This is a genomic window from Pseudomonas lundensis, assembly GCF_002269125.1.
Lineage (GTDB): Bacteria > Pseudomonadota > Gammaproteobacteria > Pseudomonadales > Pseudomonadaceae > Aquipseudomonas > Aquipseudomonas lundensis_A.
Genome location: NZ_NQKI01000002.1, coordinates 146,627 through 170,922 on the forward strand (window position 1 = coordinate 146,627; position 24,296 = coordinate 170,922).

At 58.7% G+C, this 24,296-nt stretch carries 27 protein-coding genes; 11 read left to right on the forward strand and 16 right to left on the reverse strand.

The window, feature by feature from the left end; all coding sequences use genetic code 11:
* Positions 1 to 2 precede the first annotated feature (2 nt).
* From livM to CJF39_RS02350, 5 genes are all read left to right on the forward strand, one after another.
* A complete protein-coding gene (gene livM / locus CJF39_RS02330) occupies positions 3 to 1,286 on the forward strand; it encodes a high-affinity branched-chain amino acid ABC transporter permease LivM (protein ID WP_094991981.1) in 1,284 nt (427 codons plus the stop codon).
* 11 nt (positions 1,287 to 1,297) lie between these two features.
* Positions 1,298 to 2,173 (forward strand): ABC transporter ATP-binding protein, encoded by an 876-nt coding sequence (locus CJF39_RS02335; RefSeq protein ID WP_094992099.1) that lies wholly within the window; start codon positions 1,298 to 1,300, stop codon positions 2,171 to 2,173.
* Positions 2,170 to 2,886 (forward strand): ABC transporter ATP-binding protein, encoded by a 717-nt coding sequence (locus tag CJF39_RS02340; protein WP_094991982.1) that lies wholly within the window; start codon positions 2,170 to 2,172, stop codon positions 2,884 to 2,886. The genes CJF39_RS02335 and CJF39_RS02340 overlap by 4 nt, the downstream gene beginning before the upstream one ends.
* A gap of 720 nt (positions 2,887 to 3,606) precedes the next feature.
* Entirely contained in the window at positions 3,607 to 4,374 is a 768-nt protein-coding gene (locus tag CJF39_RS02345) for an SDR family oxidoreductase (protein ID WP_094991983.1), read from the forward strand.
* Positions 4,375 to 4,443: 69 nt separating this feature from the next.
* Positions 4,444 to 5,349 (forward strand): cation diffusion facilitator family transporter, encoded by a 906-nt coding sequence (locus CJF39_RS02350; protein WP_094991984.1) that lies wholly within the window; start codon positions 4,444 to 4,446, stop codon positions 5,347 to 5,349.
* Positions 5,350 to 5,431: 82 nt separating this feature from the next.
* Here the strand turns inward: CJF39_RS02350 and ureG are convergent, their stop codons facing one another.
* The 5 genes from ureG to CJF39_RS02375 form a co-directional block, all read right to left on the reverse strand.
* Positions 5,432 to 6,043, reverse strand: coding sequence for an urease accessory protein UreG (gene ureG, locus CJF39_RS02355; RefSeq protein ID WP_094991985.1), 612 nt, complete (start codon positions 6,041 to 6,043; stop codon positions 5,432 to 5,434).
* A 9-nt stretch (positions 6,044 to 6,052) separates the two neighbouring features.
* The gene (locus CJF39_RS02360; RefSeq protein ID WP_094991986.1) at positions 6,053 to 6,727 is read right to left on the reverse strand and encodes an urease accessory protein UreF; all 675 of its coding nucleotides are present in this window, start codon (positions 6,725 to 6,727) and stop codon (positions 6,053 to 6,055) included.
* Positions 6,724 to 7,224 (reverse strand): urease accessory protein UreE, encoded by a 501-nt coding sequence (ureE, locus tag CJF39_RS02365; RefSeq protein WP_094991987.1) that lies wholly within the window; start codon positions 7,222 to 7,224, stop codon positions 6,724 to 6,726. The genes CJF39_RS02360 and ureE overlap by 4 nt, the downstream gene beginning before the upstream one ends.
* Before the next feature lie 173 nt (positions 7,225 to 7,397).
* Positions 7,398 to 8,030, reverse strand: coding sequence for a TetR family transcriptional regulator (locus tag CJF39_RS02370; RefSeq protein ID WP_094991988.1), 633 nt, complete (start codon positions 8,028 to 8,030; stop codon positions 7,398 to 7,400).
* A gap of 150 nt (positions 8,031 to 8,180) precedes the next feature.
* Positions 8,181 to 8,459 carry a hypothetical protein gene (locus tag CJF39_RS02375; protein ID WP_094991989.1) on the reverse strand — a complete coding sequence of 93 codons (279 nt, stop codon included), beginning with the start codon at positions 8,457 to 8,459 and terminating at the stop codon, positions 8,181 to 8,183.
* A gap of 274 nt (positions 8,460 to 8,733) precedes the next feature.
* On the opposite strand from CJF39_RS02375, the gene CJF39_RS02380 reads away from it, so the two are divergent.
* Positions 8,734 to 10,800: an AsmA family protein gene (locus tag CJF39_RS02380; RefSeq protein ID WP_094991990.1), complete on the forward strand. Its 2,067-nt coding sequence runs from the start codon at positions 8,734 to 8,736 to the stop codon at positions 10,798 to 10,800.
* Between the two features lie 113 nt (positions 10,801 to 10,913).
* Here CJF39_RS02380 and CJF39_RS02385 read toward each other — a convergent pair whose 3' ends face one another.
* Both CJF39_RS02385 and CJF39_RS02390 read right to left on the reverse strand, forming a co-directional pair.
* Positions 10,914 to 11,444, reverse strand: coding sequence for a ferritin-like domain-containing protein (locus tag CJF39_RS02385; RefSeq protein WP_047273160.1), 531 nt, complete (start codon positions 11,442 to 11,444; stop codon positions 10,914 to 10,916).
* Positions 11,445 to 11,530: 86 nt separating this feature from the next.
* Positions 11,531 to 12,409 carry a DMT family transporter gene (locus CJF39_RS02390; RefSeq protein WP_094991991.1) on the reverse strand — a complete coding sequence of 293 codons (879 nt, stop codon included), beginning with the start codon at positions 12,407 to 12,409 and terminating at the stop codon, positions 11,531 to 11,533.
* Between the two features lie 97 nt (positions 12,410 to 12,506).
* On the opposite strand from CJF39_RS02390, the gene CJF39_RS02395 reads away from it, so the two are divergent.
* From CJF39_RS02395 to CJF39_RS02405, 3 genes are all read left to right on the forward strand, one after another.
* Positions 12,507 to 13,295: an AraC family transcriptional regulator gene (locus tag CJF39_RS02395; RefSeq protein WP_094991992.1), complete on the forward strand. Its 789-nt coding sequence runs from the start codon at positions 12,507 to 12,509 to the stop codon at positions 13,293 to 13,295.
* 84 nt (positions 13,296 to 13,379) lie between these two features.
* Positions 13,380 to 13,670 (forward strand): PsiF family protein, encoded by a 291-nt coding sequence (locus CJF39_RS02400; RefSeq protein WP_094991993.1) that lies wholly within the window; start codon positions 13,380 to 13,382, stop codon positions 13,668 to 13,670.
* A gap of 192 nt (positions 13,671 to 13,862) precedes the next feature.
* Positions 13,863 to 14,873 (forward strand): AI-2E family transporter, encoded by a 1,011-nt coding sequence (locus CJF39_RS02405; protein ID WP_094991994.1) that lies wholly within the window; start codon positions 13,863 to 13,865, stop codon positions 14,871 to 14,873.
* A gap of 56 nt (positions 14,874 to 14,929) precedes the next feature.
* Here CJF39_RS02405 and CJF39_RS02410 read toward each other — a convergent pair whose 3' ends face one another.
* Positions 14,930 to 16,195: an Hsp70 family protein gene (locus CJF39_RS02410; protein ID WP_094991995.1), complete on the reverse strand. Its 1,266-nt coding sequence runs from the start codon at positions 16,193 to 16,195 to the stop codon at positions 14,930 to 14,932.
* 302 nt (positions 16,196 to 16,497) lie between these two features.
* Between CJF39_RS02410 and cbpA the strand changes: the two genes are divergently transcribed.
* A complete protein-coding gene (cbpA, locus tag CJF39_RS02415) occupies positions 16,498 to 17,409 on the forward strand; it encodes a curved DNA-binding protein (RefSeq protein WP_094991996.1) in 912 nt (303 codons plus the stop codon).
* A gap of 2 nt (positions 17,410 to 17,411) precedes the next feature.
* Positions 17,412 to 17,729 (forward strand): chaperone modulator CbpM, encoded by a 318-nt coding sequence (locus CJF39_RS02420; RefSeq protein ID WP_094991997.1) that lies wholly within the window; start codon positions 17,412 to 17,414, stop codon positions 17,727 to 17,729.
* Positions 17,730 to 17,875: 146 nt separating this feature from the next.
* Here the strand turns inward: CJF39_RS02420 and CJF39_RS02425 are convergent, their stop codons facing one another.
* The 8 genes from CJF39_RS02425 to urtE form a co-directional block, all read right to left on the reverse strand.
* On the reverse strand, positions 17,876 to 19,009 hold the full coding sequence (locus tag CJF39_RS02425; protein ID WP_094991998.1) for a sensor histidine kinase: 1,134 nt from the start codon (positions 19,007 to 19,009) through the stop codon (positions 17,876 to 17,878).
* 149 nt (positions 19,010 to 19,158) lie between these two features.
* The gene (gene ureC / locus CJF39_RS02430; RefSeq protein ID WP_094991999.1) at positions 19,159 to 20,859 is read right to left on the reverse strand and encodes an urease subunit alpha; all 1,701 of its coding nucleotides are present in this window, start codon (positions 20,857 to 20,859) and stop codon (positions 19,159 to 19,161) included.
* Positions 20,860 to 20,936: 77 nt separating this feature from the next.
* Positions 20,937 to 21,245, reverse strand: a complete 309-nt coding sequence (locus CJF39_RS02435; RefSeq protein ID WP_094992000.1) for an urease subunit beta — start codon at positions 21,243 to 21,245, stop codon at positions 20,937 to 20,939.
* On the reverse strand, positions 21,242 to 21,775 hold the full coding sequence (locus CJF39_RS02440; protein WP_094992001.1) for a GNAT family N-acetyltransferase: 534 nt from the start codon (positions 21,773 to 21,775) through the stop codon (positions 21,242 to 21,244). The genes CJF39_RS02435 and CJF39_RS02440 overlap by 4 nt, the downstream gene beginning before the upstream one ends.
* The gene (locus tag CJF39_RS02445) at positions 21,772 to 22,305 is read right to left on the reverse strand and encodes a GNAT family N-acetyltransferase (RefSeq protein WP_094992002.1); all 534 of its coding nucleotides are present in this window, start codon (positions 22,303 to 22,305) and stop codon (positions 21,772 to 21,774) included. The genes CJF39_RS02440 and CJF39_RS02445 overlap by 4 nt, the downstream gene beginning before the upstream one ends.
* Positions 22,306 to 22,314: 9 nt before the next feature.
* Positions 22,315 to 22,617 carry an urease subunit gamma gene (locus CJF39_RS02450; RefSeq protein WP_094992003.1) on the reverse strand — a complete coding sequence of 101 codons (303 nt, stop codon included), beginning with the start codon at positions 22,615 to 22,617 and terminating at the stop codon, positions 22,315 to 22,317.
* 81 nt (positions 22,618 to 22,698) lie between these two features.
* Positions 22,699 to 23,538 (reverse strand): urease accessory protein UreD, encoded by an 840-nt coding sequence (locus CJF39_RS02455; protein WP_094992004.1) that lies wholly within the window; start codon positions 23,536 to 23,538, stop codon positions 22,699 to 22,701.
* Between the two features lie 32 nt (positions 23,539 to 23,570).
* Positions 23,571 to 24,269 carry an urea ABC transporter ATP-binding subunit UrtE gene (urtE, locus tag CJF39_RS02460; RefSeq protein WP_094992005.1) on the reverse strand — a complete coding sequence of 233 codons (699 nt, stop codon included), beginning with the start codon at positions 24,267 to 24,269 and terminating at the stop codon, positions 23,571 to 23,573.
* Between the last annotated feature and the right edge of the window lie 27 nt (positions 24,270 to 24,296).

Consider the following 24,296-nt stretch of genomic DNA (forward strand, 5'->3'; position numbering starts at 1 on the left):
GTATGTCTGTAGCCCTTAACAAACCGATTGATGTGAAAAAAAGTGTCGTGGATTCGATCCTGGCCGGGTTGATCTCACTGATTGTGTTCGGCCCGATTGTCGGGGTGGTGCTCGACGGGTACAGCTTCAACTTGCAGCCCGCGCGTGTTGGCTGGCTGGTGGCGATTGTGATGATCGGGCGCTTTGCCTTGAGCCTGTTTTTGCAAACGCCCCGCGGCCTCAAAGTGCTCCAGGGTTTTGAATCCACGGGGTCGGGTGTGCATGTGTTGCCGCCGGATTACAAGACGCGGTTGCGCTGGATCGTGCCACTGCTGATCGTCATTGCCATTGTGTTTCCGTTCTTTGCCAACAAGTACCTGCTGACCGTGGTGATCCTCGGCCTGATTTACGTGTTGCTCGGCCTTGGGCTGAACATTGTGGTGGGGCTGGCGGGGTTGCTCGACCTTGGCTACGTGGCGTTCTACGCCATCGGCGCCTACGGCCTGGCCCTCGGCTATCAGTACCTGGGGCTGGGGTTCTGGTCGGTGCTGCCACTGGCGGCGATTGCGGCAGCCATGGCCGGGTGCATTCTCGGGTTCCCGGTGTTGCGAATGCATGGCGATTATCTGGCCATCGTGACCTTGGGTTTCGGGGAAATCATTCGTCTGGTACTCAATAACTGGTTGTCTTTCACGGGCGGGCCGAATGGCATGCCGGTGCCATCGCCGACCTTTCTGGGGCTTGAATTCGGGCGCCGCGCCAAAGACGGCGGGGTGCCGTTTCACGAGTTCTTTGGGCTCGAATACAACCCCAACATCAAGTTCCTGTTCATTTACATCGTGCTGTTTTTGGTGGTGCTGCTGGTGCTGTACATCAAGCATCGCCTGACCCGTATGCCCATCGGCCGCGCATGGGAAGCCCTGCGCGAAGACGAAATTGCCTGTCGGGCCATGGGGCTCAATCACGTGTTGGTCAAACTGTCGGCATTCACGCTGGGTGCGTCCACGGCAGGCCTGGCGGGCGTGTTCTTTGCCAGTTATCAGGGCTTTGTAAACCCGTCGTCGTTCACCTTCTTTGAATCGGCGCTGATCCTCGCCATCGTGGTGCTCGGTGGCATGGGCTCGACTGTCGGCGTGGTGATTGCCGCGTTCGTGCTGACTGTCGCGCCGGAGCTGCTGCGCAGCTTTGCTGAATACCGCGTGCTGCTGTTCGGTGTGCTGATGGTGTTGATGATGATTTGGCGGCCACGGGGTCTGATCCGCATCAGCCGTGTCGGGGTTAAACCACGCAAGGGAGTCGCGCCATGAGCGAGCGTTCCATGGATAAAGACGTTGTGCTCTCGGTGGACAAACTGATGATGCACTTTGGCGGGATCAAGGCCCTGAGCGATGTCAGCCTCAAGGTCAAACGCAATTCAATCTTTGCCCTGATCGGCCCTAACGGGGCGGGGAAGACTACCGTGTTCAACTGCTTAACCGGCTTTTATAAAGCCACCGGCGGCAGGATCGAACTCAACGCGCGCGGCACTCGCACCAATGTGATCAAACTGCTCGGCGAGGCGTTTCGGGTGACAGATTTTGTCTCGCCCAAAGCGTTTGGCAGCCGGCTGTATTACAAAATGTTCGGCGGCACTCACCTGGTTAACCGTGCCGGTCTGGCGCGCACCTTCCAGAACATTCGCCTGTTCAAGGAAATGTCTGTTTTGGAAAACTTGCTGGTGGCCCAGCACATGTGGGTCAACCGCAGCCTGTTGGCGGGCATTCTCAACACCAAGGGCTACCGCAAGGCTGAAAGCGATGCGCTGGACCATGCCTTCTACTGGCTGGAAGTGGTGGACTTGGTGGACTGCGCCAACCGGCTGGCGGGTGAATTGTCCTACGGGCAGCAACGGCGTCTGGAGATTGCCCGGGCCATGTGTACGCGGCCGCAAATCATTTGTCTCGACGAACCGGCGGCGGGCCTTAACCCTCAGGAAACCGAGGCCCTGAGCGGGATGATTCGCTTGTTGCGGGACGAGCATGACCTGACAGTGGTGCTGATCGAGCATGACATGGGCATGGTCATGAGCATTTCCGACCACATCGTGGTGCTTGACCACGGTAACGTGATCGCCGAGGGCGGGCCCGACGCCATTCGCAACGACCCTAAAGTCATCGCCGCCTATCTGGGCGCTGACGAAGAGGAGCTGATATGACGAGCACGATCCTCGAACTCAAGGAACTGGACGTTCACTACGGGCCGATTCAGGCGTTGAAAAAGGTCTCGATGCACATCGAAGAGGGCGAAACCGTCAGTTTGATTGGTTCCAACGGTGCCGGAAAATCCACCTTATTGATGTCGATTTTTGGTCAGCCCCGCGCCAGTGGTGGTCAGATTCTTTACCAGGGCGTGGACATCACCCAAAAGTCCTCGCACTACATCGCCTCCAACGGGATTGCCCAATCGCCCGAGGGACGTCGTGTGTTTCCGGACATGACGGTTGAAGAGAACTTGCTCATGGGCACCATCCCCATTGGTGACAAACATGCCAAAGAGGACATGCAGCGCATGTTCGACTTGTTTCCGCGCCTCAAGGAGCGCCGTAATCAGCGCGCCATGACGATGTCCGGTGGTGAGCAGCAGATGCTCGCCATTGCCCGTGCGTTGATGAGCAGGCCGAAGTTGTTACTGTTGGATGAGCCGAGCCTGGGGCTGGCGCCGATTGTGGTGAAGCAAATTTTTGCCACTCTGCGGGAGCTCGCGCAAACCGGTATGACCATCTTTTTGGTCGAGCAAAATGCCAACCATGCGCTACGGTTGTCGGACCGCGCCTATGTGATGGTCAACGGAGAAATCCGCCTGACCGGCACGGGCAAAGAATTGTTGAGCAATGAAGAGGTGCGCAACGCCTATTTGGGCGGCCATTAGACCTCGACGTCAGCATGACCCTGCTCGCCCCATGGGGCGAGCCTTCTTACCCCGCCTGAAATTGTGGAAAACAAAATTGCAACCCTGCGAAAGCGCGACATAAAGACGCTGTAAATCGCTGTTTTGTCATCGTTTTGACTTGTCCCCGTTTGCTGTGGAGGTGGCTGTGGGTAACGTGGGAGTAGTTGGCTGTAGCCCTTTATTTATGAGGGCTGTAGAGGTGTGGTTGTTTTTTGATCGCTGAGTTTTCCTCGACCACGCCACCGATTTGTCAACAGCTTTGTTGATATAGATAGGGTCTTGAAAAAAGCCTTTCTGCCTGTGGATAAGTCTGTGGTTAAACTCTGGAAAGAATGCCCTGAGTGGCGTAATTACTGGCCTCTGGCTATCCCTGCACGTTCATCAGTACGCACCTTTTTGGGGCGTGTGCATGGAGTGCGTCTTCAGGTCAAGCAAAAAACCTTGGTTAATCGCCTGCACGCCTTGCGCGCCGGGGCTTAGCGCGTTTCGAGTTGCCCCCAAAGACTGTGGACGGGCCTGTGGATAAGGTGAGTGCATATGGCGCTATCCCTTGTGCAGCAAGGTCTGGAGGTAGTTGGTTGATTTTTGCACAGCACCTTGCAACGCACGCAACCCGCTTGCCGCCCAAACCCACTCGGGGCATTCTGCTGGCCGTCCCATTACCACGGCGGACACTGCCCGCCAGCCAAGGAGAACACGATGACTTCCACCCTGTTTATTACCGGCGCGACTTCTGGATTTGGTGAGGCGTGTGCACGCAAGTTTGCACAAGCAGGCTGGAAACTGGTGCTGACGGGCCGTCGTAAAGAACGTCTGGACGCACTGTGCGAGGAATTATCCCGGCACACAGAGGTGCATGGCCTGGTGGTCGATGTGCGAGACCGTGGAGCGATGGAGGAGGCGATTGCCAACTTGCCGCCCTCGTTCAGTAAGCTACGCGGACTTATCAACAACGCCGGGCTGGCGGTCGGCACCGACCCGGCTCCGCAGTGCAAGCTCGACGACTGGGAAACCATGGTCGACACCAATATCAAAGGGCTGCTGTACACCACCCATCTGTTGTTGCCGCGCCTGATTGCCTACGGGCGCGGTGCCGGGATCGTCAACCTGGGTTCCATCGCCGGTAATTATCCGTACCCCGGCAGCCACGTGTATGGCGGCACCAAGGCATTTGTGAAGCAATTCTCCCTGAACCTGCGTTGCGACTTGCAAGGCACGGGCGTGCGCGTCAGCAATATTGAGCCGGGCTTGTGCGAAAGCGAATTCTCGATGGTGCGCTTCGGCGGCGATCAGGCGCGCTATGACGCGACCTATCAGGGCGCTGATCCGATTCAGCCAGAAGATATCGCCGAGACCATTTTTTGGGTGCTCAACACCCCGGCCCACATCAACATTAATCGCCTTGAGCTGATGCCCGTCACGCAGTCCTGGAGCGGTTTCGCCATCGAAAGGCACGCCAAGGAGTAAACTCGCCCCTGACAGCCCACCCGCGACCTCCTGAGGGGGTCGCATTCAATGGGGCTGAAAGGAGTTTTTGTGAGTAACCGTGGTGAGCAGAATCTGCTCAAACAATCGACAGTTCTAATGTTTGCGGTGGCCATTGCGGGCATCGTGACGGGTTTTATTTCGGGTTCACAATCCATCTTGTTTGATGGGTTCTTTTCGCTTATCGCGACGTTCATCAAAGTACTGATGCTCATAACGGCGCAACTCATCGCCAAGGAGAGCAACCAGCGTTTCCAGTTCGGTTTCTGGCACCTGGAGCCGATGGTGTTGTTGATCGAAGGCAGCTTCCTCTTGTTGATTGCGATCTACGCCTTTTTGAATGGCGTGTTCGGCATCATCAATGGCGGCCGCGAGATTGAACTGGGGCTGGTGATCCTCTATGCAGCGGTATTTACCGTTATCGAATTTGCCTACTACTTCTGGGTACGGCGCAAAAATCGCAAATTGAAATCGTCACTGATCCAGTTCGACAACATCAGTTGGCTGGTGGACGCCATGTTGTCGGTGGGCCTGTTGATAAGTTTCATCACGGCGCTGCTTTTGAAGCATCAGGGTTATGCACAGTGGGCGGCCTACGTGGACCCGGCGATCCTGATTTTGCTGGCCTTGAGCATGCTCCCGCCGGCGTTCAAGATCCTCAAGCCTGCCTTGCGCGACGTGCTGGGGATTGCCCCTGACGCGCTGGACGACAAGGTGCGCGATGCACTGGAAATCGCCTCGGCGCGTCATGGTTTTGAAGGTTACAAAACCTACGTGCAGAAACATGGGCGCGCGCGCTTCATCGAAATTCACATCGTGCTGCCCTCGGGTTATCCACTGACCAGTGTGAATACCCTTGATGCCATTCGTGAGGAAATATCCGCGATGCTGGGCAAGGCTGACAGCGCGCGCTGGCTGACCATTTGCTTTACCGGCGACCGCAAGTGGATTGCGTAATCATTGCGTAATGACGGATCGCAGCCACACTCGGCTGCGATCAGGCGCGAAGCGCTCAAAATCCCCCTGATACCTCGCACTATTAAGTTATCAACAGCCCTTGGCGCTCTATAAAAGCCACGATCGCATCGAGGCCAAGGCCGGTTTTCTGGTTGCTGAACACAAATGGCTTATCGCCGCGCATGCGGCGTGTGTCGCTGTCCATCAGCGCCAGAGATGCTCCCACCAGCGGTGCCAGGTCGATTTTGTTGATGACCAGCAAGTCCGACTTGCAGATCCCGGGCCCGCCTTTGCGCGGTAACTTGTCACCTGCCGACACGTCGATCACGTAAATCGTCAGGTCGGAGAGTTCCGGGCTGAACGTGGCCGACAAGTTATCCCCACCCGACTCCACCAGAATCACGTCCAGCCCCGGAAAACGGCGGTTCAATTGATCCACCGCTTCGAGGTTAATCGAGGCGTCTTCGCGGATGGCTGTGTGGGGGCAGCCGCCGGTTTCCACGCCTATGATGCGCTCGGGCGCCAACGCCTCGTTGCGCACCAAAAAGTCGGCATCTTCGCGGGTATAAATATCGTTGGTCACGACCGCCAGGTTGTAGCGTTCCCGCAGCGCCAGGCACAACGCTAACGTCAGTGCGGTTTTGCCCGAGCCGACCGGGCCACCAATGCCGACACGCAGAGGGTGTGTGTTCATTCAAATCTCCTAAGACCGAAACAGTCGGCTGTACTGGCGCTCGTGGGCCATGCTCGCTAAGGACAGGCCAAAAGCGGCGCTGCCCATGTGGGATAAATCCAGGTTACTGGCGTGCAGTTGCGCCAGTTGCAGGCTTGGGGATAACTCGCTGGTCATGCGCTGCGCCGCTTGTTGGCCCAACGGCATGGTTTTCATCAAGACAGCCAATTGGTTCTCCAGCCAGCTCCAGAGCCATGCCGCCAACGCATCCTGTGGGCTGATGCCCCACGCACGTGCTGCGAGTGCCCAGCCAAGCGCCAGATGCGGCTCGCCTTGCTGTAAGAGAAATTGCCGAGCGGGATCATCCAGTTCAGGTAAACCTGTCAGTAACTGTTGCAAGGAATAACCCATTTGCCGGCTTTCCTGATGCAGCTCGCGGGTTTCACGGCTGGCGCGGTGTTCGTCACAAAACCGTTGCAGGGCGGGCCAGTCCGCTTGGGCGGCGGCCTCGCAGTGAGCGAGCAACAGCGGGGCTTCGAAACGTGCAAGGTTGAGCAGTAGCTGGTCGTTGATCCAGCGAGCGGCGCTGGCCGGATCGCGCACCCGGCCTTGCTCCACCGCCATTTCCAGCCCTTGGGAATAGCTGTAGCCGCCAATGGGCAGTTGCGGGCTGGCCAGACGCAGCAGCGCCCAGGCCGGGCTCACAAACGCACACCAAACTGATGAAGTCTGGGCGCGTAGTTGAAGTCTTCTTCGCCCGCCCGGGAGTGGTGATGGCCGCCGCCGTAGGCGCCATGCTCAGGCTGGAACGGGGCTTCGATGGATTCGGTGCAGGCGCCCAGTTGATCGAGCATCGCCTTGAGCACGTAGTCATCCAGCAGTCGCAGCCAGCCGTCACCCACTTGCAGCGCCACGTGCCGATTGCCCAAGTGATAAGCGGCGCGGGTCAGTTCGAACGCGTTGTCACACGTCACGTGCAGGAGTTTTTCAGGGCTGGCGCACACGCGCACGATGCGCCCGTCCTGCGCCTGAAGAAATTCGCCGTCATGCAAGGGCGTCTGCCCGCGGTCCAGAAACAACCCGACATCTTCACCGTCACTGCTGAAACAGCGCAGACGGCTTTTGCTCCGGGCTTCGAAGTTGAGGTGCACCTCGGCGCTCCACACGGGGTGGGCGTCGACTCTTCGGTGAATGACCAGCATCGGTAGGCTTCCTGCGATTAACGATAGGCATGCTCAGAGCAAGGGGCTTGCCAACCTTGCCGGGCATCGCTGATTTCGTGAATCCTATGCTCAAAAACAGAGCAGGAAGATGAAACATGATCTAAACAAGTGCGCGCACAGGGCCTTGCTGCACCAACGGGGTGCAAGGGCGCTTACTCGGTGCTGCCCAGGCCTTGCCAATGTTTTAGACCAATGAAGATAAAGCGCAGTTGCTGACTGATTTTGGCCTGCGGTTGCAGGTAGTCCGGCAGCGGTTCGGCAGGCGGGTCAATCACATCGGGCAACGCCGCAAATACGCTTTTGACCACCAGATCGGCAATCACGGTCAGGGCAGCCGGGTTCAGATGACGCAATTTTGGCTTGGAGCCCAGGTCGGCGGCCAAGTCGGAGGTGATGTCTTCGCGCAAGGCCGCGATGGCCTGCCGAACCGGTTGCGAGCCGCCGTATTGCTCACGCGCGAGGAACAGAAACTGCGAGCGATTGGCCTCGACCACATCGAGGAAAATTCGCACCGATGCGTTGATCACTCCACCCATGAACAATTCATTGTGGCGTACCAGGCGGATGGTTTCGCGAAAGGTCTGACCGACCTCGCTGACTAACGCCAGGCCCAACTGGTCCATGTCGCTGAAGTGGCGATAAAAGCCGGTGGGCACAATGCCCGCGGTTTTTGCGACTTCGCGCAGGCTCAGGCTGCCAAAGCCGCGACCCGATTCCATCAAGTGGCGGGCGGCGTCCATCAGCGCAAGGCGGGTTTGTTGCTTCTGTTCAGCGCGGGGGAGCATCTGGGCTGGTCTTCCTGACAAGTGCAGCGGCGCACTCTAGCAAATCAGCTTTGATGACGTCGAACGCAGTTAAATGCCGGGGCAGGGCAAACGTAACATGGTGGTCGCTGGCGAGCCGCGGGTTGCGGGGCAGCGACCACGACGCAGCGCTTAGCTGACACGTTGATTCCTTTCGGCCAGACGCTCTGCGCCACCTTCGGCCAGACGGTTTTGCTGCTGTTTCTGGGTGCGGTCGTAACCGTCTTCGGCCACACGATTGTGTTGGTCCAGCGTGCGTTGGGCGCCGTCTTCCGCGACCGGATCAAGGGGCTCGCTCATCGTGCCCGAAGCCGGTTGAACCAACGGCGCAGACTGATCTTCAGCGGGCAGGGCGAAGGCGTTAAAGGCAAACAGTGATAGGGTCAAACCAAACATGGCTGGGCGTTTCATGAGGCGGGTGCTCCGTAGCAAGGCAGTAGTAGGTACGGGGGCAATGCTACGCTTGGATTTTCGATAACAAAGTTCATAAGGCCAGTGGTGATAATCGACACAATTGATTGTTCAACCAAAGGCCTCTAGCCCGTAGCTTTGCGGGCAGGTAAAAGAGTGCCCAGGCCTTTTTTGCGGCAAAGCGGAACACGGGTTAAACCTTGGGCCGCCTTTGCCGGTCGTACTTTTATACGCGTCGCAATCTGGACGTTCAGACGTAATAAGGAGCCGTGTCATGACGCGCACCCGTAAAATTCTTGCCTGGGTTGTGGGCCTGTTTGTCCTGCTGGTAGCCGTGCTGGTGGTGCTGATCGCCACCTTCGACTGGAACCGCCTCAAGCCGACGATTAACACCAAGGTTTCTGAAATCCTGCATCGCCCGTTTGCCATCAACGGCAATCTGGCTGTGCAATGGCAGCGTGAACCCGATGAAGGTGGCTGGCGCGCGTGGGTGCCGTGGCCGCACGTGATCGCTGAAGACCTGACGCTGGGCAATCCCGAGTGGTCGAAAACCCCACAGATGGCCAGCCTGAACAAGGTTGAGGCCCGTCTGTCGCCACTGGCCTTGCTGACACAGACCGTTGCCATTCCGCGCATTGATTTGGTTCAGCCCAGTGCTGACCTGGTGCGTTTGGCTGATGGCCGGGCTAACTGGACATTCACCTTCGATCCCAAGGACCCGGACGCCGAGCCCTCAAACTGGACGGTGGACATTGGCGCCATCAAATTCGACAAGGGCCACGTGACCCTGAATGACCAGACCCTGAAAACCCGGTTGGATATGTTGATTGATCCACTGGGCAAGCCGATTCCGTTCAGTGAAATCGTCGGTGAGAAAGAAGCGAAAAAGACGCAGGAAAAGGGCGCTGCTCCGCAAGACTATGCCTTTGCGTTGAAGGTCAAAGGTGAGTATCACGGTCAGAAACTTGATGGCACGGGCAAGATAGGTGGCCTGTTAGCGCTTCAGGATGGGAACAGGCCATTTCCGTTGCAGGCTCAAGTCAGCATTGCTGACACCAAGGTCGCTTTGGCCGGGACACTCACGGACCCGCTCAATTTGGGGGCGCTTGATCTGCGCCTGAAGCTGGCGGGCAGCAGCCTGAGCAACCTCTACCCCCTGACAGGCGTGACACTGCCCGACTCGCCGCCCTATTCCACAGATGGCCACTTGATCGCCCGGCTGCATGAGCCGGGCGGGGCAGTATTCACTTATGAAAACTTCAACGGCAAGATCGGCAACAGTGATATCCACGGCGACCTGACATACGCTGCCAGCCAGCCGCGACCCAAGTTGTCGGGCAAGCTGGTCTCCAACCAGCTATTGATGGCTGACCTTGGGCCGTTGATTGGCGTTGACAGCAAACAACAACCCAAGACTGCGGGCGGTGCGAGCAAACAGCCCGCAGGCAAGGTGCTGCCAGTGGAAGAGTTCCGTACCGAGCGCTGGCGCGACATGGACGCCGACGTGGAATTCACCGGCAAACGCATCGTGCAGAGCGCCGAGTTGCCGTTTACCGATCTCTACACGCATCTGGTGTTGAACGAGGGTGAGCTAAGCCTGGAGCCCCTGCGTTTCGGCGTGGCGGGAGGCAAGCTGGATGCTCAGATTCGCCTCAACGGGCGTAGCACGCCGCTCGTAGGCCGGGCCAAATTGACCGCGCGTAACTTCAAACTCAAACAACTGTTCCCCACCTTTGAACCTATGAAAACCAGCTTTGGTGAGCTTAATGGCGATGCGGAAATCTCGGGCCGTGGCAATTCGGTAGCCAAGTTGTTGGGCACCTCCAATGGCGGCTTGAAGATGATCGTCAACGATGGCGCCATCAGCCGAAGCCTGATGGAAATTGCCGGGCTCAACGTGGGTAACTACATCGTAGGTAAAATCTTTGGTGACGAAGACGTGAAGATCAACTGCGCGGCGGCTGATGTCGGCATCAAGAACGGCCTGGCGACCTCGCAGCTGTTCGTGTTCGACACGGAGAACGCGATCATCTACATCGACGGCACCGCCAACTTCGCCACGGAGCAACTGGACCTGAAAATCACCCCTGAGTCCAAAGGGCTTCGGTTGTTCTCACTGCGTTCGCCGTTGTATGTCCGCGGAACGTTTGGCAATCCGTCGGCAGGTGTGCAAGCCGTGCCGTTGATGCTACGGGGGGCAGGCATGGTCGCCTTGGGTGTGATTGCAGGTCCGGCTGCCGGGTTGCTGGCGTTGATCGCGCCCAGTGGCGACGAGCCCAACCAGTGCGCACCGCTGCTGCAACAGATGCAGCAAGGGAAAGTGCCTAAGACGGTGAAATAAAGGCTGCCCAACCCTGACCTTCTGCATGGAAGAGGGTTAGGGCACTTTTGGGTATACGCAAAAAAGCCCGCCCCCAGGTGCCTGTGGGCGGGCTTTGTAACACTTGAGATGGCTTACAGGTCTTGCAGAATGTCTGCCATGTCGTCGGCGTGCTCTTCCTCTTGCGCGAGGATGTCTTCAAAGATCCGGCGTGTGGTCGGGTCTTTGTCGCCGATGTACTGAATGATTTCACGGTAGCTGTCGACGGCAATACGCTCGGCAACCAAATCTTCGTAAACCATTTCCTTCAAGGTCGTACCCGCCACGTATTGGGCGTGGGCATTCTTGGACAGCAAGTCTGGGTTGAACTCGGGCTCACCGCCCAGCTGAACAATGCGCTCGGCCAGTTTGTCGGCGTGTTCCATTTCCTGATTGGCGTGCTCCAGGAACTCATCCGCCGCGACGCTGGCTTTCAGGCCGCTGGCCATGAAGTAGTGGCGCTTGTAACGCAGAACACACACCAACTCAGTGGCCAGCGACTCGTTGAGCAAGCGCAAAATTTCTTCGCGGTCTGCGCTGTAGCCTTCTGTTACGGCACCTTCTTCGACATTCTTACGAGCGCGTTCGCGAAGGGTTTGCTTGTCTGACAACGTGATCTCGGTCATTTCAATCTCCTCACTAATCCGGTTGCCGCCTCGCTCTGCTGGCGAAGTCGGTTCATAGGGTGTGAGTTCAGCGCGCCGAGAAAGTTTTATCGGATGTTGCGCACCGGGGTGGTCCAGCGTTCCGACAGAATCACCCCGCCCAGTGTCAATGCTCCGCCCACCAGATGAAACAGGTGCAACTGCTCTTTAAGTACCACGGCGGCGATCAGGGCGGTGATCAAGGGCAGCAGGTTGAAAAACAGCGTGGTGCGGCTCGGCCCCAGGAGCGCTACGGCCTTCATCCAGGCCAAGGGTGCGATCATCGATGCCAGGACGCAGGCGTACAGCACCAGCCCGATGTTGTGCACGGTCGGGCCGACCTTCGGTGAGATCAGGTACAGCGGCAGCAGCACCACAATCGCCACCAGCACTTGCAAGTAGAGCATTTGCAGCGGCGGCAAGCGCAATTGCCACTTCTTGAGCAGGGTGCTGTAAATCGCGTAGGCGAGGGTGGCGACGAGCATCATGGCGTCACCGAGGTTCAAACCTTGATCGAGCAGGGTGCCGAGGCTGCCACTGGAAACCACCACCAGCACGCCAAAAAACGACAGCACGGCGCCCACCAACGCACCGGCGGTCAGGCGCTGGCCGAGGCTAATGATGGACAAGGTGAGCACCATCAACGGCATCAGCGACAAGATGATGCCCATGTTGGTGGCCGAGGTGCGGGCGGCCGCGTAGTACGCAAGGCTTTGATACACCGCCATGCCCAGCACGCCGAGGACAAAGATCTTGCCCAGGTTGGGGCGGATGACTGACCAGTTGGCCAGAACGGGTTTGATCATGAACGGAGTAAACAACAGGCCGGCCAATAGCCAGCGATAAAAACCGATCTCCGAGGGGAAGATCGCGCCCACGGCAAGTTTGTTGATCACGGTATTGCCGGCCCAGATAAAAATGGCCAGAAGCGGGTAAGCGTATTGCATCAGGAACAACCACAGGATTAATGAGCGGCGATTATCCGCTTGTCTGTTCACAGGCCTATACTTCGATCCAGCCAACCTCTTCGTGAATCCAGACAGCATGCGCAAGAACCTGATCAGCGTTCCCGAGTTCGATGAATTACCGGCTCCGGTCTACTTTCGCTATGCCGAAATCGACGCGCACAGCCACGCGTGCCCTCACCGGCATGCTTGGGGTTCGCTGGATTATGTAGCCCATGGCGTCATGCGCTTTGAGGTTGAGGGGCAGCGTTTCATGTCGCCGCCGCAGTACGCGTTATGGATCCCGCCCAATACTGAGCACAGTGCCTACAATGCCCAGGCGATTGTTTACCGCTCGGTGTATCTGGATGCGGCGCATTGCCAGCACCTGCCGACTCAGCCTGTCACACTGGCGATCAGCGACATCCTTAAAGCCATCCTCAGCGATTTTGCCCGCCGCGATGTCAACATTCCCGAAGGCGAGGCCGACCAGCGCCTTGCGCACGTGCTGGTGGATCAACTGCGCCAGGCGGCGGTGCATCAATGCTTTTTGCCTTACGCCAATCACCCCGGCTTGCAAGGGGTGCTTACAGCGCTGCAGCAACAACCGGGTGATAACCGCCCGTTGGGGCAGTGGGCCGCGCAGGTGCATGTCAGTGAGCGCACGCTGGCGCGGCTGTTTGTGCGCGAGTTGGGCATGAGCTTTGGAGAGTGGCGCCAACGCCTGCGTTTTTTGGCGGCAATTGAAGCGCTGGAGTCGTCTGCGCGCAGCGTGCAAGACATTGGTTTCGACATGGGTTACAGCACCGCGTCGGCGTTTATTGCGATGTTTCAGCGTCTGGCTTGCTGTACGCCCGAGCAGTATCGACGCAAGGCGCGGCATGTTTAGGCGCGCATGAGGAAGCTGTAACAGAGTTTGTCTACACTGCGATGAAGTCCGCCGCGTCCGCTGCGGCCACAAGGAGAAAACTCCATGAAGATGCTGCGTGTTCCTTTGCTGATGGTGGGTATGTTGCTGTGTTCCCAAGGCTTTGCGGCCACGGCCCAACAAAACAAAATGACCGCGTGCAACGCCGAGGCCAGTGCCAAAACCCTCAAAGGCGATGCGCGTAAAGCCTTCATGAGCAGTTGCCTCAAAGCCAAGCCGGCCGCTGCCATGACCCAGCAGGAAAAAATGAAAACCTGCAATGCCACGGCAACCACCCAAGCCCTCAAAGGCGATGCGCGTAAAGCGTTCATGAGCGATTGCCTGAAGAAAAAGTAACCCGCAACCGGCCTGTGGTGGCTGCGGGAGGCTGCGAAGCGTTGCCGCGCCAGGCGTCAGCAAACCCTTCGCGGCTTCCCGCAGCGCCAAACAGAGAGCCTGACGCCACCCTCCTTGAGTCACATTCTGTAGTGATCCCGGTCGAAGGCTGGCAGACTGCCTGTCCTTTCACCCTGCTTGTTTTGAGGCTGTATGCCATCGTTTTCTCAGCGTCACATCGTGCTGGCCAGCTACATCATTATTGCGGGCGGCTTGTTGCTGGTATTTCCTTTGCGGCTGTTGCCCAGCCTGCTGGCGGGTTTGCTGGTGTACGAGCTGGTCAACATGCTCACCCCGCAACTGCAACGCCTGATCGCCGGGCGCCGTGCGCGCTGGCTGGCGGTGATGCTGCTGGGCACATTAGTGGTCAGCGTGCTGGCGCTGATTTTTGCCGGGGCCATCAGCTTTTTGCTGCATGAGGCCGAAAATCCTGGTGCCTCTTTGAATAAGTTCATGGCCGTGGTCGACAAGGCCCGCGGCCAGTTACCGCCATTTTTAGACAGCTACTTGCCCGCCAGTGCGGCGGAGTTCCGCGTCGCCATCGGGGCATGGATGAACAAGCACCTGAGCGACCTGCAACTGGTCGGCAAAGACGCGGCGCACATGTTCGTGACGTTGCTGATCGGTATGGTGCTGGGCGCCATCATTGCCTTGCAGCGCATCCCTGACGTGAGCCGCCGCAAGCCCTTGTCCGCCGCACTGTTCGAGCGCCTGCACCTGCTGGTTCAAGCGTTTCGCAACATTGTCTTCGCGCAGATCAAAATCGCACTGCTCAATACCGCGTTTACCGGGGTCTTCCTGGCCGTGGTGCTGCCGTTGTTTGGCGTTCACTTGCCGTTGACCAAAACCCTGATCGTGTTGACCTTCCTGCTGGGTCTGTTGCCGGTGATTGGCAACCTGATCTCCAACACACTGATCACCATTGTGGGTTTGTCGCTGTCGATTTGGGTGGCGGTAGGGGCGTTGGCGTACCTGATCGTTATCCACAAGCTGGAATACTTTTTGAACGCCAAGATTGTGGGCGGGCAGATCAGTGCCAAGTCGTGGGAGTTGCTGCTGGCGATGTTGGTATTCGAGGCCGCGTTCGGCCTGCCGGGCGTGGTGGCAGGGCCGATTTATTACGCGTATTTGAAGAGTGAGTTGAAGCAGGTGGAGTTGGTCTAAGCGCTTGCCTTCACGCCCGACCCTCTCCCTTTAGAGAGGGCTGGCGTGAGAGGCTTTTAGCCGTAACGCTTTTTGGCTTCAATCGCCAGACCGCTGCCGATGCTACCGAAGATGTTGCCTTCGACATGACGTGCATTGGGCAGCATGGCCGAAACGCTCTGGCGCAATGCCGGAATACCGCTCGAACCGCCCGTGAAGAACACGGTGTCCACCTGCTCTACACCCACCCCGGCATTGCCCAACAGTTGGGTCACGCTGTTGCGGATGCGTTCGAGCTGGTTGTCGATCGAGGCTTCGAACATCGCACGGCTCAGGTCAACATTGAGTCCTGCTTCGATACGGTCCAGCGGCACGTGGCGGCTGTCGTTGCGGGTCAGTTCGATTTTGGTTTCTTCGATTTCCATGGCCAGCCAGTGTCCGGCGCGCTGTTCGATCAACTTGAACAGGCGGTCGATGCCGCCGGTGTCTTCGATGTCATAGCGCATGCTGCCCAAGGCCAGTTGGGATTTCTGCGAGTACACCGAGTTGATGGTGTGCCAGGTCGCCAGGTTCATGTGGTGGCTGGTTGGCATGTACGCACCGCTTTTCATGCGGCTGCCGTAGCCGAACAGCGGCATTACGCCGTGCAGACTCAGTTGTTTGTCGAAGTCGGTGCCGCCCACGTGCACACCGCCGGTGGCCAGAATGTCGTCCTGGCGGTTGTCCATGCCGCGCCGCTCTGGCGACAGGCGCACCAGCGAGAAGTCGGACGTACCACCGCCGATGTCGACAATCAGCACCAGCTCTTCACGTTCGATGGTCGACTCGTAGTCGAAGGCCGCGGCGATGGGTTCGTACTGGAACGACACTTCCTTGAAGCCAATGGCACGGGCCACGTCGGTGAGGGTGTTTTCGGCTTCCTGGTCAGCCAGCGGATCGTCATCGACGAAGTACACCGGGCGGCCCAGGACCACTTCCTCAAATTCACGACCGGCGGTCGCTTCGGCGCGTTTTTTCAGCTGGCCGATAAACAGCCCCAACAAGTCCTTGAAGGGCATGGCGGTGCCCAGAACACTGGTGTCGTGCTTGATCAGCTTGGAACCCAGCAGGCTTTTGAGCGAGCGCATCAGGCGGCCTTCGTAGCCTTCCAGGTACTCATGCAGCGCCAGACGGCCATACACCGGGCGGCGCTCTTCAATATTGAAGAACACCACCGAGGGCAGGGTGATCTTGTCGTCCTCCAGCGCAATGAGGGTTTCCACGCCTGGGCGCAGCCAGCCGACGGTGGAGTTTGACGTGCCGAAGTCGATGCCGCAGGCACGGGCCGGAGAGGCGTTTTTCATGTCTGTCGTGTTCCGGTTAAAAAACGGCCGCGCAGTGTATGTCAGACGCTCTCAGAATCGAAGTGTGCTTATTCGTTAATTCGCAGGTTTTAATGCCCTTGAAAGACTATCCTTCACCCCCAAACTTCCAGACATTGGCTTGGTGGTTGTAAGGCAACTCAGTGAAGCCCGTAGGCTGCCGATAAACTTTTTGCAGCGCCGTAGCGTCGGAAGATTGAGATCGGTCAATCGACAGACTGGCCAACCCAAGCATTGTGGGTGGTCTGAGTGGCGCGATATTGATAACGGATGGTGATCCTTACATGGACTTCAAAGACTATTACAAGATTCTGGGTGTAGACCCCACAGCCGACGATAAGACGATCAAGACCGCTTATCGCAAGCTGGCGCGCAAATATCACCCGGATGTCAGCAAAGAGAAGGACGCCGAGAGTAAATTCAAGGACGTCAACGAGGCGTATGAAGCCCTCAAAAGCGCCGACAAACGTGCCGAGTACGATGAGATTCGCAAGTACGGTCAGCACGGCCAACCTTTCCAGGGCCCTCCTGGCTGGCAAGGCCGTTCCAGCGGCGGTTTCGAGGATGCTGGCGATTTTTCGGACTTTTTCAGCTCGATCTTCGGTTCGCGCGGTAATGGCTTTGGTGGTCAATCAAGCCGCAGCGCAGGGCGTCGCGGTCAGGATGTTGAAATGGAATTGCCGATCTTTCTGGAAGAAACCCTGTCAGGCGAGTCCAAGCAGATCAGCTTTCAGGTGGGCGGCAACAGCAAGACCCTGAACGTGAAGATCCCGGCTGGCGTCACCGACGGTGAGCGGATTCGCCTCAAAGGTCAGGGTGGCCCGGGCATGGGCGGCGGGGCCAATGGTGATCTATACCTGATCATTCGGTTTGCACCGCATCCGAAGTTCGACGTCGAAGGCCACGACCTGGTGATCACTGTGCCTCTGGCACCGTGGGAAGCTGCGCTGGGCACCAAGGTCGCCGTACCGACGCTGACCAGCAAGATCAACCTGACCATTCGTCCGGACAGCCAGAGCGGCCAGCGTTTGCGCATCAAAGGCCATGGTTTGATGGACAAGAAAGGTCAGCGCGGCGATTTGTATGCCCAGTTGAAAGTGGTCATGCCCAAACACACTGACGAAGCGAGCAAAACCTTGTGGCAAGAGCTGGCTGACAAAGCCGCCTTTGATCCGAGAGCCCAATGGAGTAATTGATCATGAGCAGCACCCTGATCGTTCAGCTGGACATGGAAAGGTTCTGCGAAGAGGCCAATTTACCGGCCACTTACGTGATAGAGATCGTCGAACACGGAATTATCGAACCTCAGGGCCACGCACCGGAGGCGTGGCGTTTTGAAGACTATGAACTGGTCATCGCAAAGCGTGCAGCCAAGCTGCACCGGGACCTTGAACTGGAATGGGAAGGTGTTGCGCTGGCGTTGGACCTGCTCGACGAAGTGCAGCACCTGCGGTCGGAAAACCGCCGTTTGAAGCAGCAATTGGGGCGGTTTGTGGGCAGTAATCCCAACGTGTGACCGGTCTGTGGGCGCACCCTTGGCAACGAGGTAATTGCGGGTGTGGCTGCAGCATTGCCGGGCCATCGGCGGCGCAGTTGTTCCTCGACGGCGACGACACGGGGTCGATGCCCCGGCGTGTCGTCGCTGCCGAACAGTGCGCTGTCTCAAGCTTTTTTGGGCAGCACCACGGTAAACGTTGTGCCTTCAGCGAGGGTCGATGTGACCTCGATGGTGCCACTGTGGGCGCTGACCGCCTCTTTGACGATATACAGGCCCAGACCCAGACTGGTCGAGGTGCCCGGTACGCTCAGGTCTTCACTCGGGCTGCGCACCAGCGGGTCAAACAAGGTCGCCAGTGAACTTTCATCAATGGGCGTGCCGCGGTTGTGGACCGAGAGCAGAACCTGCTCTGCACCGCCAGTCAGAGTCACCGTCACCACGCGGCTTTTGCTGCCATGTTGCAGCGCATTGCCAATCAAGTTTTGCAGCAACTGATTAATCAGACCGCGATCCCACTCACCCTCTACCGGCCCGTCAATCGTCAATACGGGCTCGCAGTCCGGTTGACCGGCACAGGCTTCGGCCAGGGCCGCGTGGCAGGCCTCGCCCAGATCCAGCTTCACCGGTTCAATCGGGAGCTGGCTGCCCAGACGGCTGCGTACAAATGCCAATAGATCACTGACCATTGAGCCCATGTGGCGTGCACCGTTTTTGATGGCGCTCACATAGTTCAAGGCGTCGGCGTCGAGCTTGGCTTTGCGCTCCAGCATCTCGGTGGACATGCTCACTGCTTGCAGCGGGGCGCGCAGGTCGTGGCCCAGAATGGCCAGAAAGATATCCCGCGAGCGATTGACCTGGTCCGCATACGCGGCCGTGGATTCGGCCAGCGCTTCATCAATGGCTTCGTTGAAGCGGATCATGTCTTGAAAGTGCTCATGTTCCGGGGCTTGCAGGCTATCGACCCACAACCGGATGACGCACGCGCGCAAGTGCCGGAACTCGGACGTCATTTGCACCAGATCGAAACCGACGGTATGACGCAACTCGCCATGGCTGGCGGCTGCCTCGTCCAGGCTCGGGGTTTTATCCGGGCCTTCGCCTTCGGCCTTGGCTTGTTGCTCACTGGCTGTTTGCGCAGTGGTCATGTCACGCGAGGCTGCCAACAGAATGGCTTTGGCGTGGTCGCGCAAGGCCACGCTGTCCATGTTCTCGGCCGCAGGTGTGATGGTTTCGGCAAAGCGCTCCCACTCATCGACGATACGATTGGCGTTTTGCACGATGAATTCGGAAAGGCGCATGCCCAAACACCTTGCTGCAAGAGCGGTAGTCAAAAAAGGTGAGGCATATTAGCGCCTAATAGCGCGCTTCAGTACTACCGCTGGCTTGTTTCGTCACGTGAAGGGCAAAGCTTGTGCAGGGCAGTGCCTTTCACGGCCGGGGTGCAGGTTCAAAACAGGAAGTAACGCTGCGCCATCGGTAACACGTCGGCCGGCTCACACCACAGCAACACGCCGTCCGCCTTGACCTGATAAGTCTGCGGGTCGACTTCAATGTCGGGCAGGTAACCGTTGTGGATCAGGTCGGTCTTTTGCACATCGCGACAGCCTTTGACCACGGCAATCTGTTTCTTCAGGCCCAAGGTTTCAGGCACGCCCGCTTCGGCTGCGGCCTGGCTGATAAAGGTCAGGCACGTGGCGTGACGCGAGCCGCCGTAGCTGGCGAACATCGGTCGGTAGTGAACCGGCTGTGGCGTCGGTATTGAGGCGTTGGCGTCACCCATCAGGCTCGACGCAATCGCGCCGCCTTTGAGAATCAATGTCGGTTTGACCCCGAAAAACGCCGGGCGCCACAGCACCAGGTCGGCCCACTTACCCACCTCGACCGAGCCTACTTCATGGCTGATGCCGTGGGTAATAGCGGGGTTGATGGTGTATTTGGCGATGTAGCGTTTGGCACGAAAGTTGTCGTTGCCAATCGCGTCTTCCGGCAACGGGCCGCGTTGTTTCTTCATCTTGTCGGCGGTCTGCCAGGTGCGGGTGATGACTTCTCCCACGCGCCCCATGGCTTGGCTGTCGGAGCTGATCATCGAAAATGCGCCGAGGTCATGCAGGATGTCTTCGGCGGCAATGGTTTCGCGGCGGATACGGCTTTCTGCGAAGGCCACGTCTTCAGCGATGCTCGGGTCGAGGTGATGGCAGACCATCAGCATGTCGAGGTGTTCGTCGATGGTGTTGCGGGTGAAGGGGCGGGTCGGGTTGGTGGAACTGGGCAGTACATTGGTCAGGCCGCAGGCCTTGATGATGTCGGGTGCATGGCCGCCGCCCGCGCCTTCGGTGTGATAGGTGTGAATGGTGCGGCCTTTGAAGGCGGCGAGGGTGGTTTCCACAAAGCCGGATTCGTTCAAGGTGTCGCTGTGAATCGCCACCTGCACGTCGTACTGGTCGGCAACGGTCAGGCAGTTGTCGATGGACGCGGGGGTGGTGCCCCAGTCTTCATGCAGCTTGAGGCCGATGGCGCCAGCTTCGACTTGTTCGATCAACGGTTGCGGCAAGCTCGCGTTGCCCTTGCCGGTAAACCCCATGTTCATCGGGAACGCGTCTGCCGCTTGCAGCATGCGCGCCATGTGCCACGGGCCAGGGGTGCAGGTGGTGGCGTTGCTGCCGGTGGCCGGGCCGGTGCCGCCGCCGATCATGGTGGTTACGCCGCTGTTGAGCGCTTCTTCGATCTGCTGCGGGCAGATGAAATGAATGTGGGTGTCGATGCCGCCAGCCGTGAGGATCATGCCTTCACCGGCAATTACTTCGGTGCTGGCGCCAATGGCGATGGTGACATTGGGCTGCACGTCCGGGTTGCCCGCTTTGCCGATGGCGTGAATGCGGCCGTTCTTCAGGCCCACGTCGGCTTTGACGATGCCCCAGTGGTCGATGATCAGCGCGTTGGTGATTAACGTGTCCACCACCTCGGCCGCCAGCAATTGGCTTTGGCCCATGCCGTCTCGGATCACTTTGCCGCCGCCGAACTTCACTTCTTCTCCGTAGGTGGTGAAATCCTGCTCGACCTCAATCCACAGCTCCGTGTCAGCCAGACGAACCTTGTCACCTACAGTCGGGCCGAACATATCGGCATAGGCGTGGCGGGATATTTTCATGATGCGTTCCTGAGCGTTAAGTCAAACCCGGTTGCTGCCGAGGGCGGCGAGCGGGCGTTTACATGCCAATGCCACTGTCAGTCCAGATCGCCCATGACCCGCCCGGCAAAGCCGAATACCCGGCGCAGACCGGCCAGTTCAACCAGCTCAACGTCGCGGCTCTGGCCCGGTTCAAAACGCACGGCGGTGCCAGCCGGAATGTTCAGGCGCATGCCCCGGCTTTCGCCGCGCTCGAACATCAGCGCATCGTTGGTTTCAAAGAAGTGGTAGTGCGAACCGACTTGAATCGGCCGATCGCCACGGTTGGACACTTTCAGGGTGTGCGTGCGTCGGCCGGCGTTTAGCTCGATATCCCCTGATTCGATGCGGTATTCGCCTGGAATCATTGCGGTTCACTCAAGGTTTTGAAGTAGATGGCGGTCGGGCTGTAATGGCCGTCGGGGCTGCGGCAGTAGTTGGGTAGCTCGCCGACGCGGGTGTAGCCCAATGCGCTGTAGAAATTTTCAGCGGGCGAACCGGCCTCGGTGTCGAGGTGCAACAAACCGCGTTTTTGCTGACGCGCGCCGTTTTCCAGCGCTTGAATCAATACCTGGCCCAGCCCCCGGCGGCGTGCTTCGTTGAGTACCAGCAGCTTTTGCACTTCGGCGCGGTTGAGGCCATTGGCTTTCTGGCACAGGGCCAGCTGCACGCTGGCCAGCACCCGTTGATCTTCGACCAGCACCCAGAGCAACAGGCTGCCTTGTTCCAGTTGGCTCAGCACCTCGCAGAAGTAAGCGCTGGCCTGCGGCACGTCCAGATCGTCCATAAAGCCGACCGAAGCGCCGTGGTGCACGGCATCGACCAGCAGGGCTATCAGCCCTTCCCGGTAGTTATTGAAGGTTTGCGGGGTGACCTGTAACACCTGCTCGTGGCTCATTGAGCGTGCTCCTGCGGGGGAAGGGCGCCGGGGTTGATCATCAGTTGCATGAAGGTCAGGTCAAGCCAGCGGCCGAATTTGATCCCCACTTGCGGCATGCGGCCGCAGGTCACGAAACCGAGTTGTTTGTGCACATGAATCGACGCGGCATTGGCGCTTTCAATGGCGGCGACCATCACGTGTTTGCCGCCACTGCGGGCACGCTCGATCAGCGCCGCGAGCAGTTGCGGGCCCAGGCGTTTGCCGCGCTGATCGGGGTGTACGTAGACCGAGTGCTCGACCGTGTGGCGAAACCCTTCAAACGGGCGCCAGTCGCCAAACGAGGCGTAGCCCAAAGGCACGTTGGCGTCGTCCACAATCACCAAGATGGGGTAGCCCTGTTTTTGCCGGGCTTCAAACCATTGCTCGCGGTTGTGCAGGTCGACGGTCTGTTCGTTCCAGATAGCCAGGGTGTTGAGCACGGCATCGTTGTAGATCTCGCGTATCGCCGGCAGGTCGGCCGGGATTGCATCGCGAATGACGTAAGACATGGCTCGGCCTCAGGCGATGGGTTGATGGACGGTGACCAGTTTGGTGCCGTCCGGGAACGTGGCCTCCACCTGGATGTCAGGGATCATTTCCGGGATGCCCTCCATCACTTGCTCGCGCGTCAGCAGGGTGGTGCCTTCATGCATGAGCTGGGCGACTGTTTTGCCGTCGCGCGCGCCCTCAAGCAAGGCGGCCGAAATGTAGGCAATGGTTTCCGGATAATTGAGTTTCACGCCGCGCGCCAACCTTCGTTCAGCCAGCAGGCCTGCGGTGAAGATCATCATCTTGTCTTTTTCGCGTGGGGTCAGGTCCATGTAAGGGTCCGTGTTCGGCAGTTAAAAAGTAGCGATCCTTATGCCCCGTTCCCATAGGAAGAGCGCTGGGGCAAGGGCACTTCAGGTACTCCATATTCGTGGTGTAACCGCTTCACGGCCCAGCAGGGCCGGGCGCAGCAGTCGCCACAGATCAATCAGCCAGCTGCGCGCCTGTAACGCTTCGCCCGCCAGGCAGCGGGCCACCAGCAAGCCCGGCAGTTGGGTCAGATCGCCGCGTACCGGGTGAGGCAGCGAGCGACAGGCTTCAAGCCGTTCAGGGCTGACCTCTCCGGTCACCAGCAGCGTCGCAAACACTGGGTTGCCGTCCAGCCCGATGGGCGAGTCCAGCAGGCCGTCGCCGCCTACAATGCGCTGGCGCTCATGCCAGAGCAACTGGCCATCACGGCGGATATCCAGATGCGATTGAAAGTGCCCGTGCTCGAAACGTTCCCCGCTGGCCTGCCTGCCCAACGCAATCATGTCCCAGTAAAACAGGCGTGCATTGCCTTCAAGTTCGATGCGGGTGCTCAGTTCGGCCTGCGCCGCGCTGAAGACGATGGTTTCTTGGGGCAACCATTCCAGCGTGGCCCCCGCCGCGACCTTTAATTCAACACGTTGATAGGCCGGGCCTGCGGCGCGGTACCACTTTGCTGCGCCGGGGCTGGTGAGCTGGGCCCAGGCGTCAGGGCCGACGCTGGCGCGAATATCGAGCTGATCGCCACCGGCAATCCCGCCAGGCGGGTGCACGATGATGTGTTGGCACACCTGTGGCCCTTCGGCGTACAGGTGTTTTTGCACGCGCAAGGGGCCGAGGTGACGGCGCAGGGTCGGGCGTGTGCTGTCGCCAAAACGCCCATAGCCCAGCTCCAGCTCGGCAAGCCAGTTGGGGGTAAACAGGGCAGTGTTGGCGGGTAAATTCATAGGGGCTCAGCTTGGCAATAAAGGGTTACAGATTAAATCGTCACGAGGCCACGTACACCGTCTGTTTGCATATTTTCACCCCGGCCTTGCTGAATGATTTCGCCCCGTGACATCACCAGATACTGATCGGCCAGCTCCTCGGCAAAGTCGTAAAACTGTTCCACCAGCAAAATCGCCATGTCCCCACGTGCGGCCAATTGCTTGATCACGGTGCCGATTTCCTTGATGACCGAGGGCTGGATGCCTTCGGTGGGTTCGTCGAGGATCAACAGCCGCGGGCGGCTGGCCAATGCACGGCCAATCGCCAGCTGTTGTTGCTGCCCCCCGGACAAATCGCCGCCGCGCCGATGCTTCATGTGCAGCAGCACCGGAAACAGTTCGTAGATAAACGCCGGTACGGCTTTGGCTTCGGCGCCGGGGAAGCGGGACAGGCCCATCAACAGGTTTTCTTCCACCGTCAGACGCCCGAAGATTTCCCGGCCCTGCGGCACATAAGCGATGCCGGCATGAACCCTTTGGTGAGGTTTGAGCGAGGTGATGAGCCGGTCTTCCCACCGCACGTCACCCTCTTTGACGGGCAGCAAACCCATCAGGCACTTAAGCAAGGTGGTTTTGCCGACGCCGTTACGGCCCAGCAGGCACGTGACTTCGCCCACCCTGGCCTCAAACGACAAGCCGCGCAGGATGTGGCTGCCGCCGTAGAACTGATGCAGTTTTTCAACCTTCAACATGTTTGATCCCCTTTTGACGACGCCGAT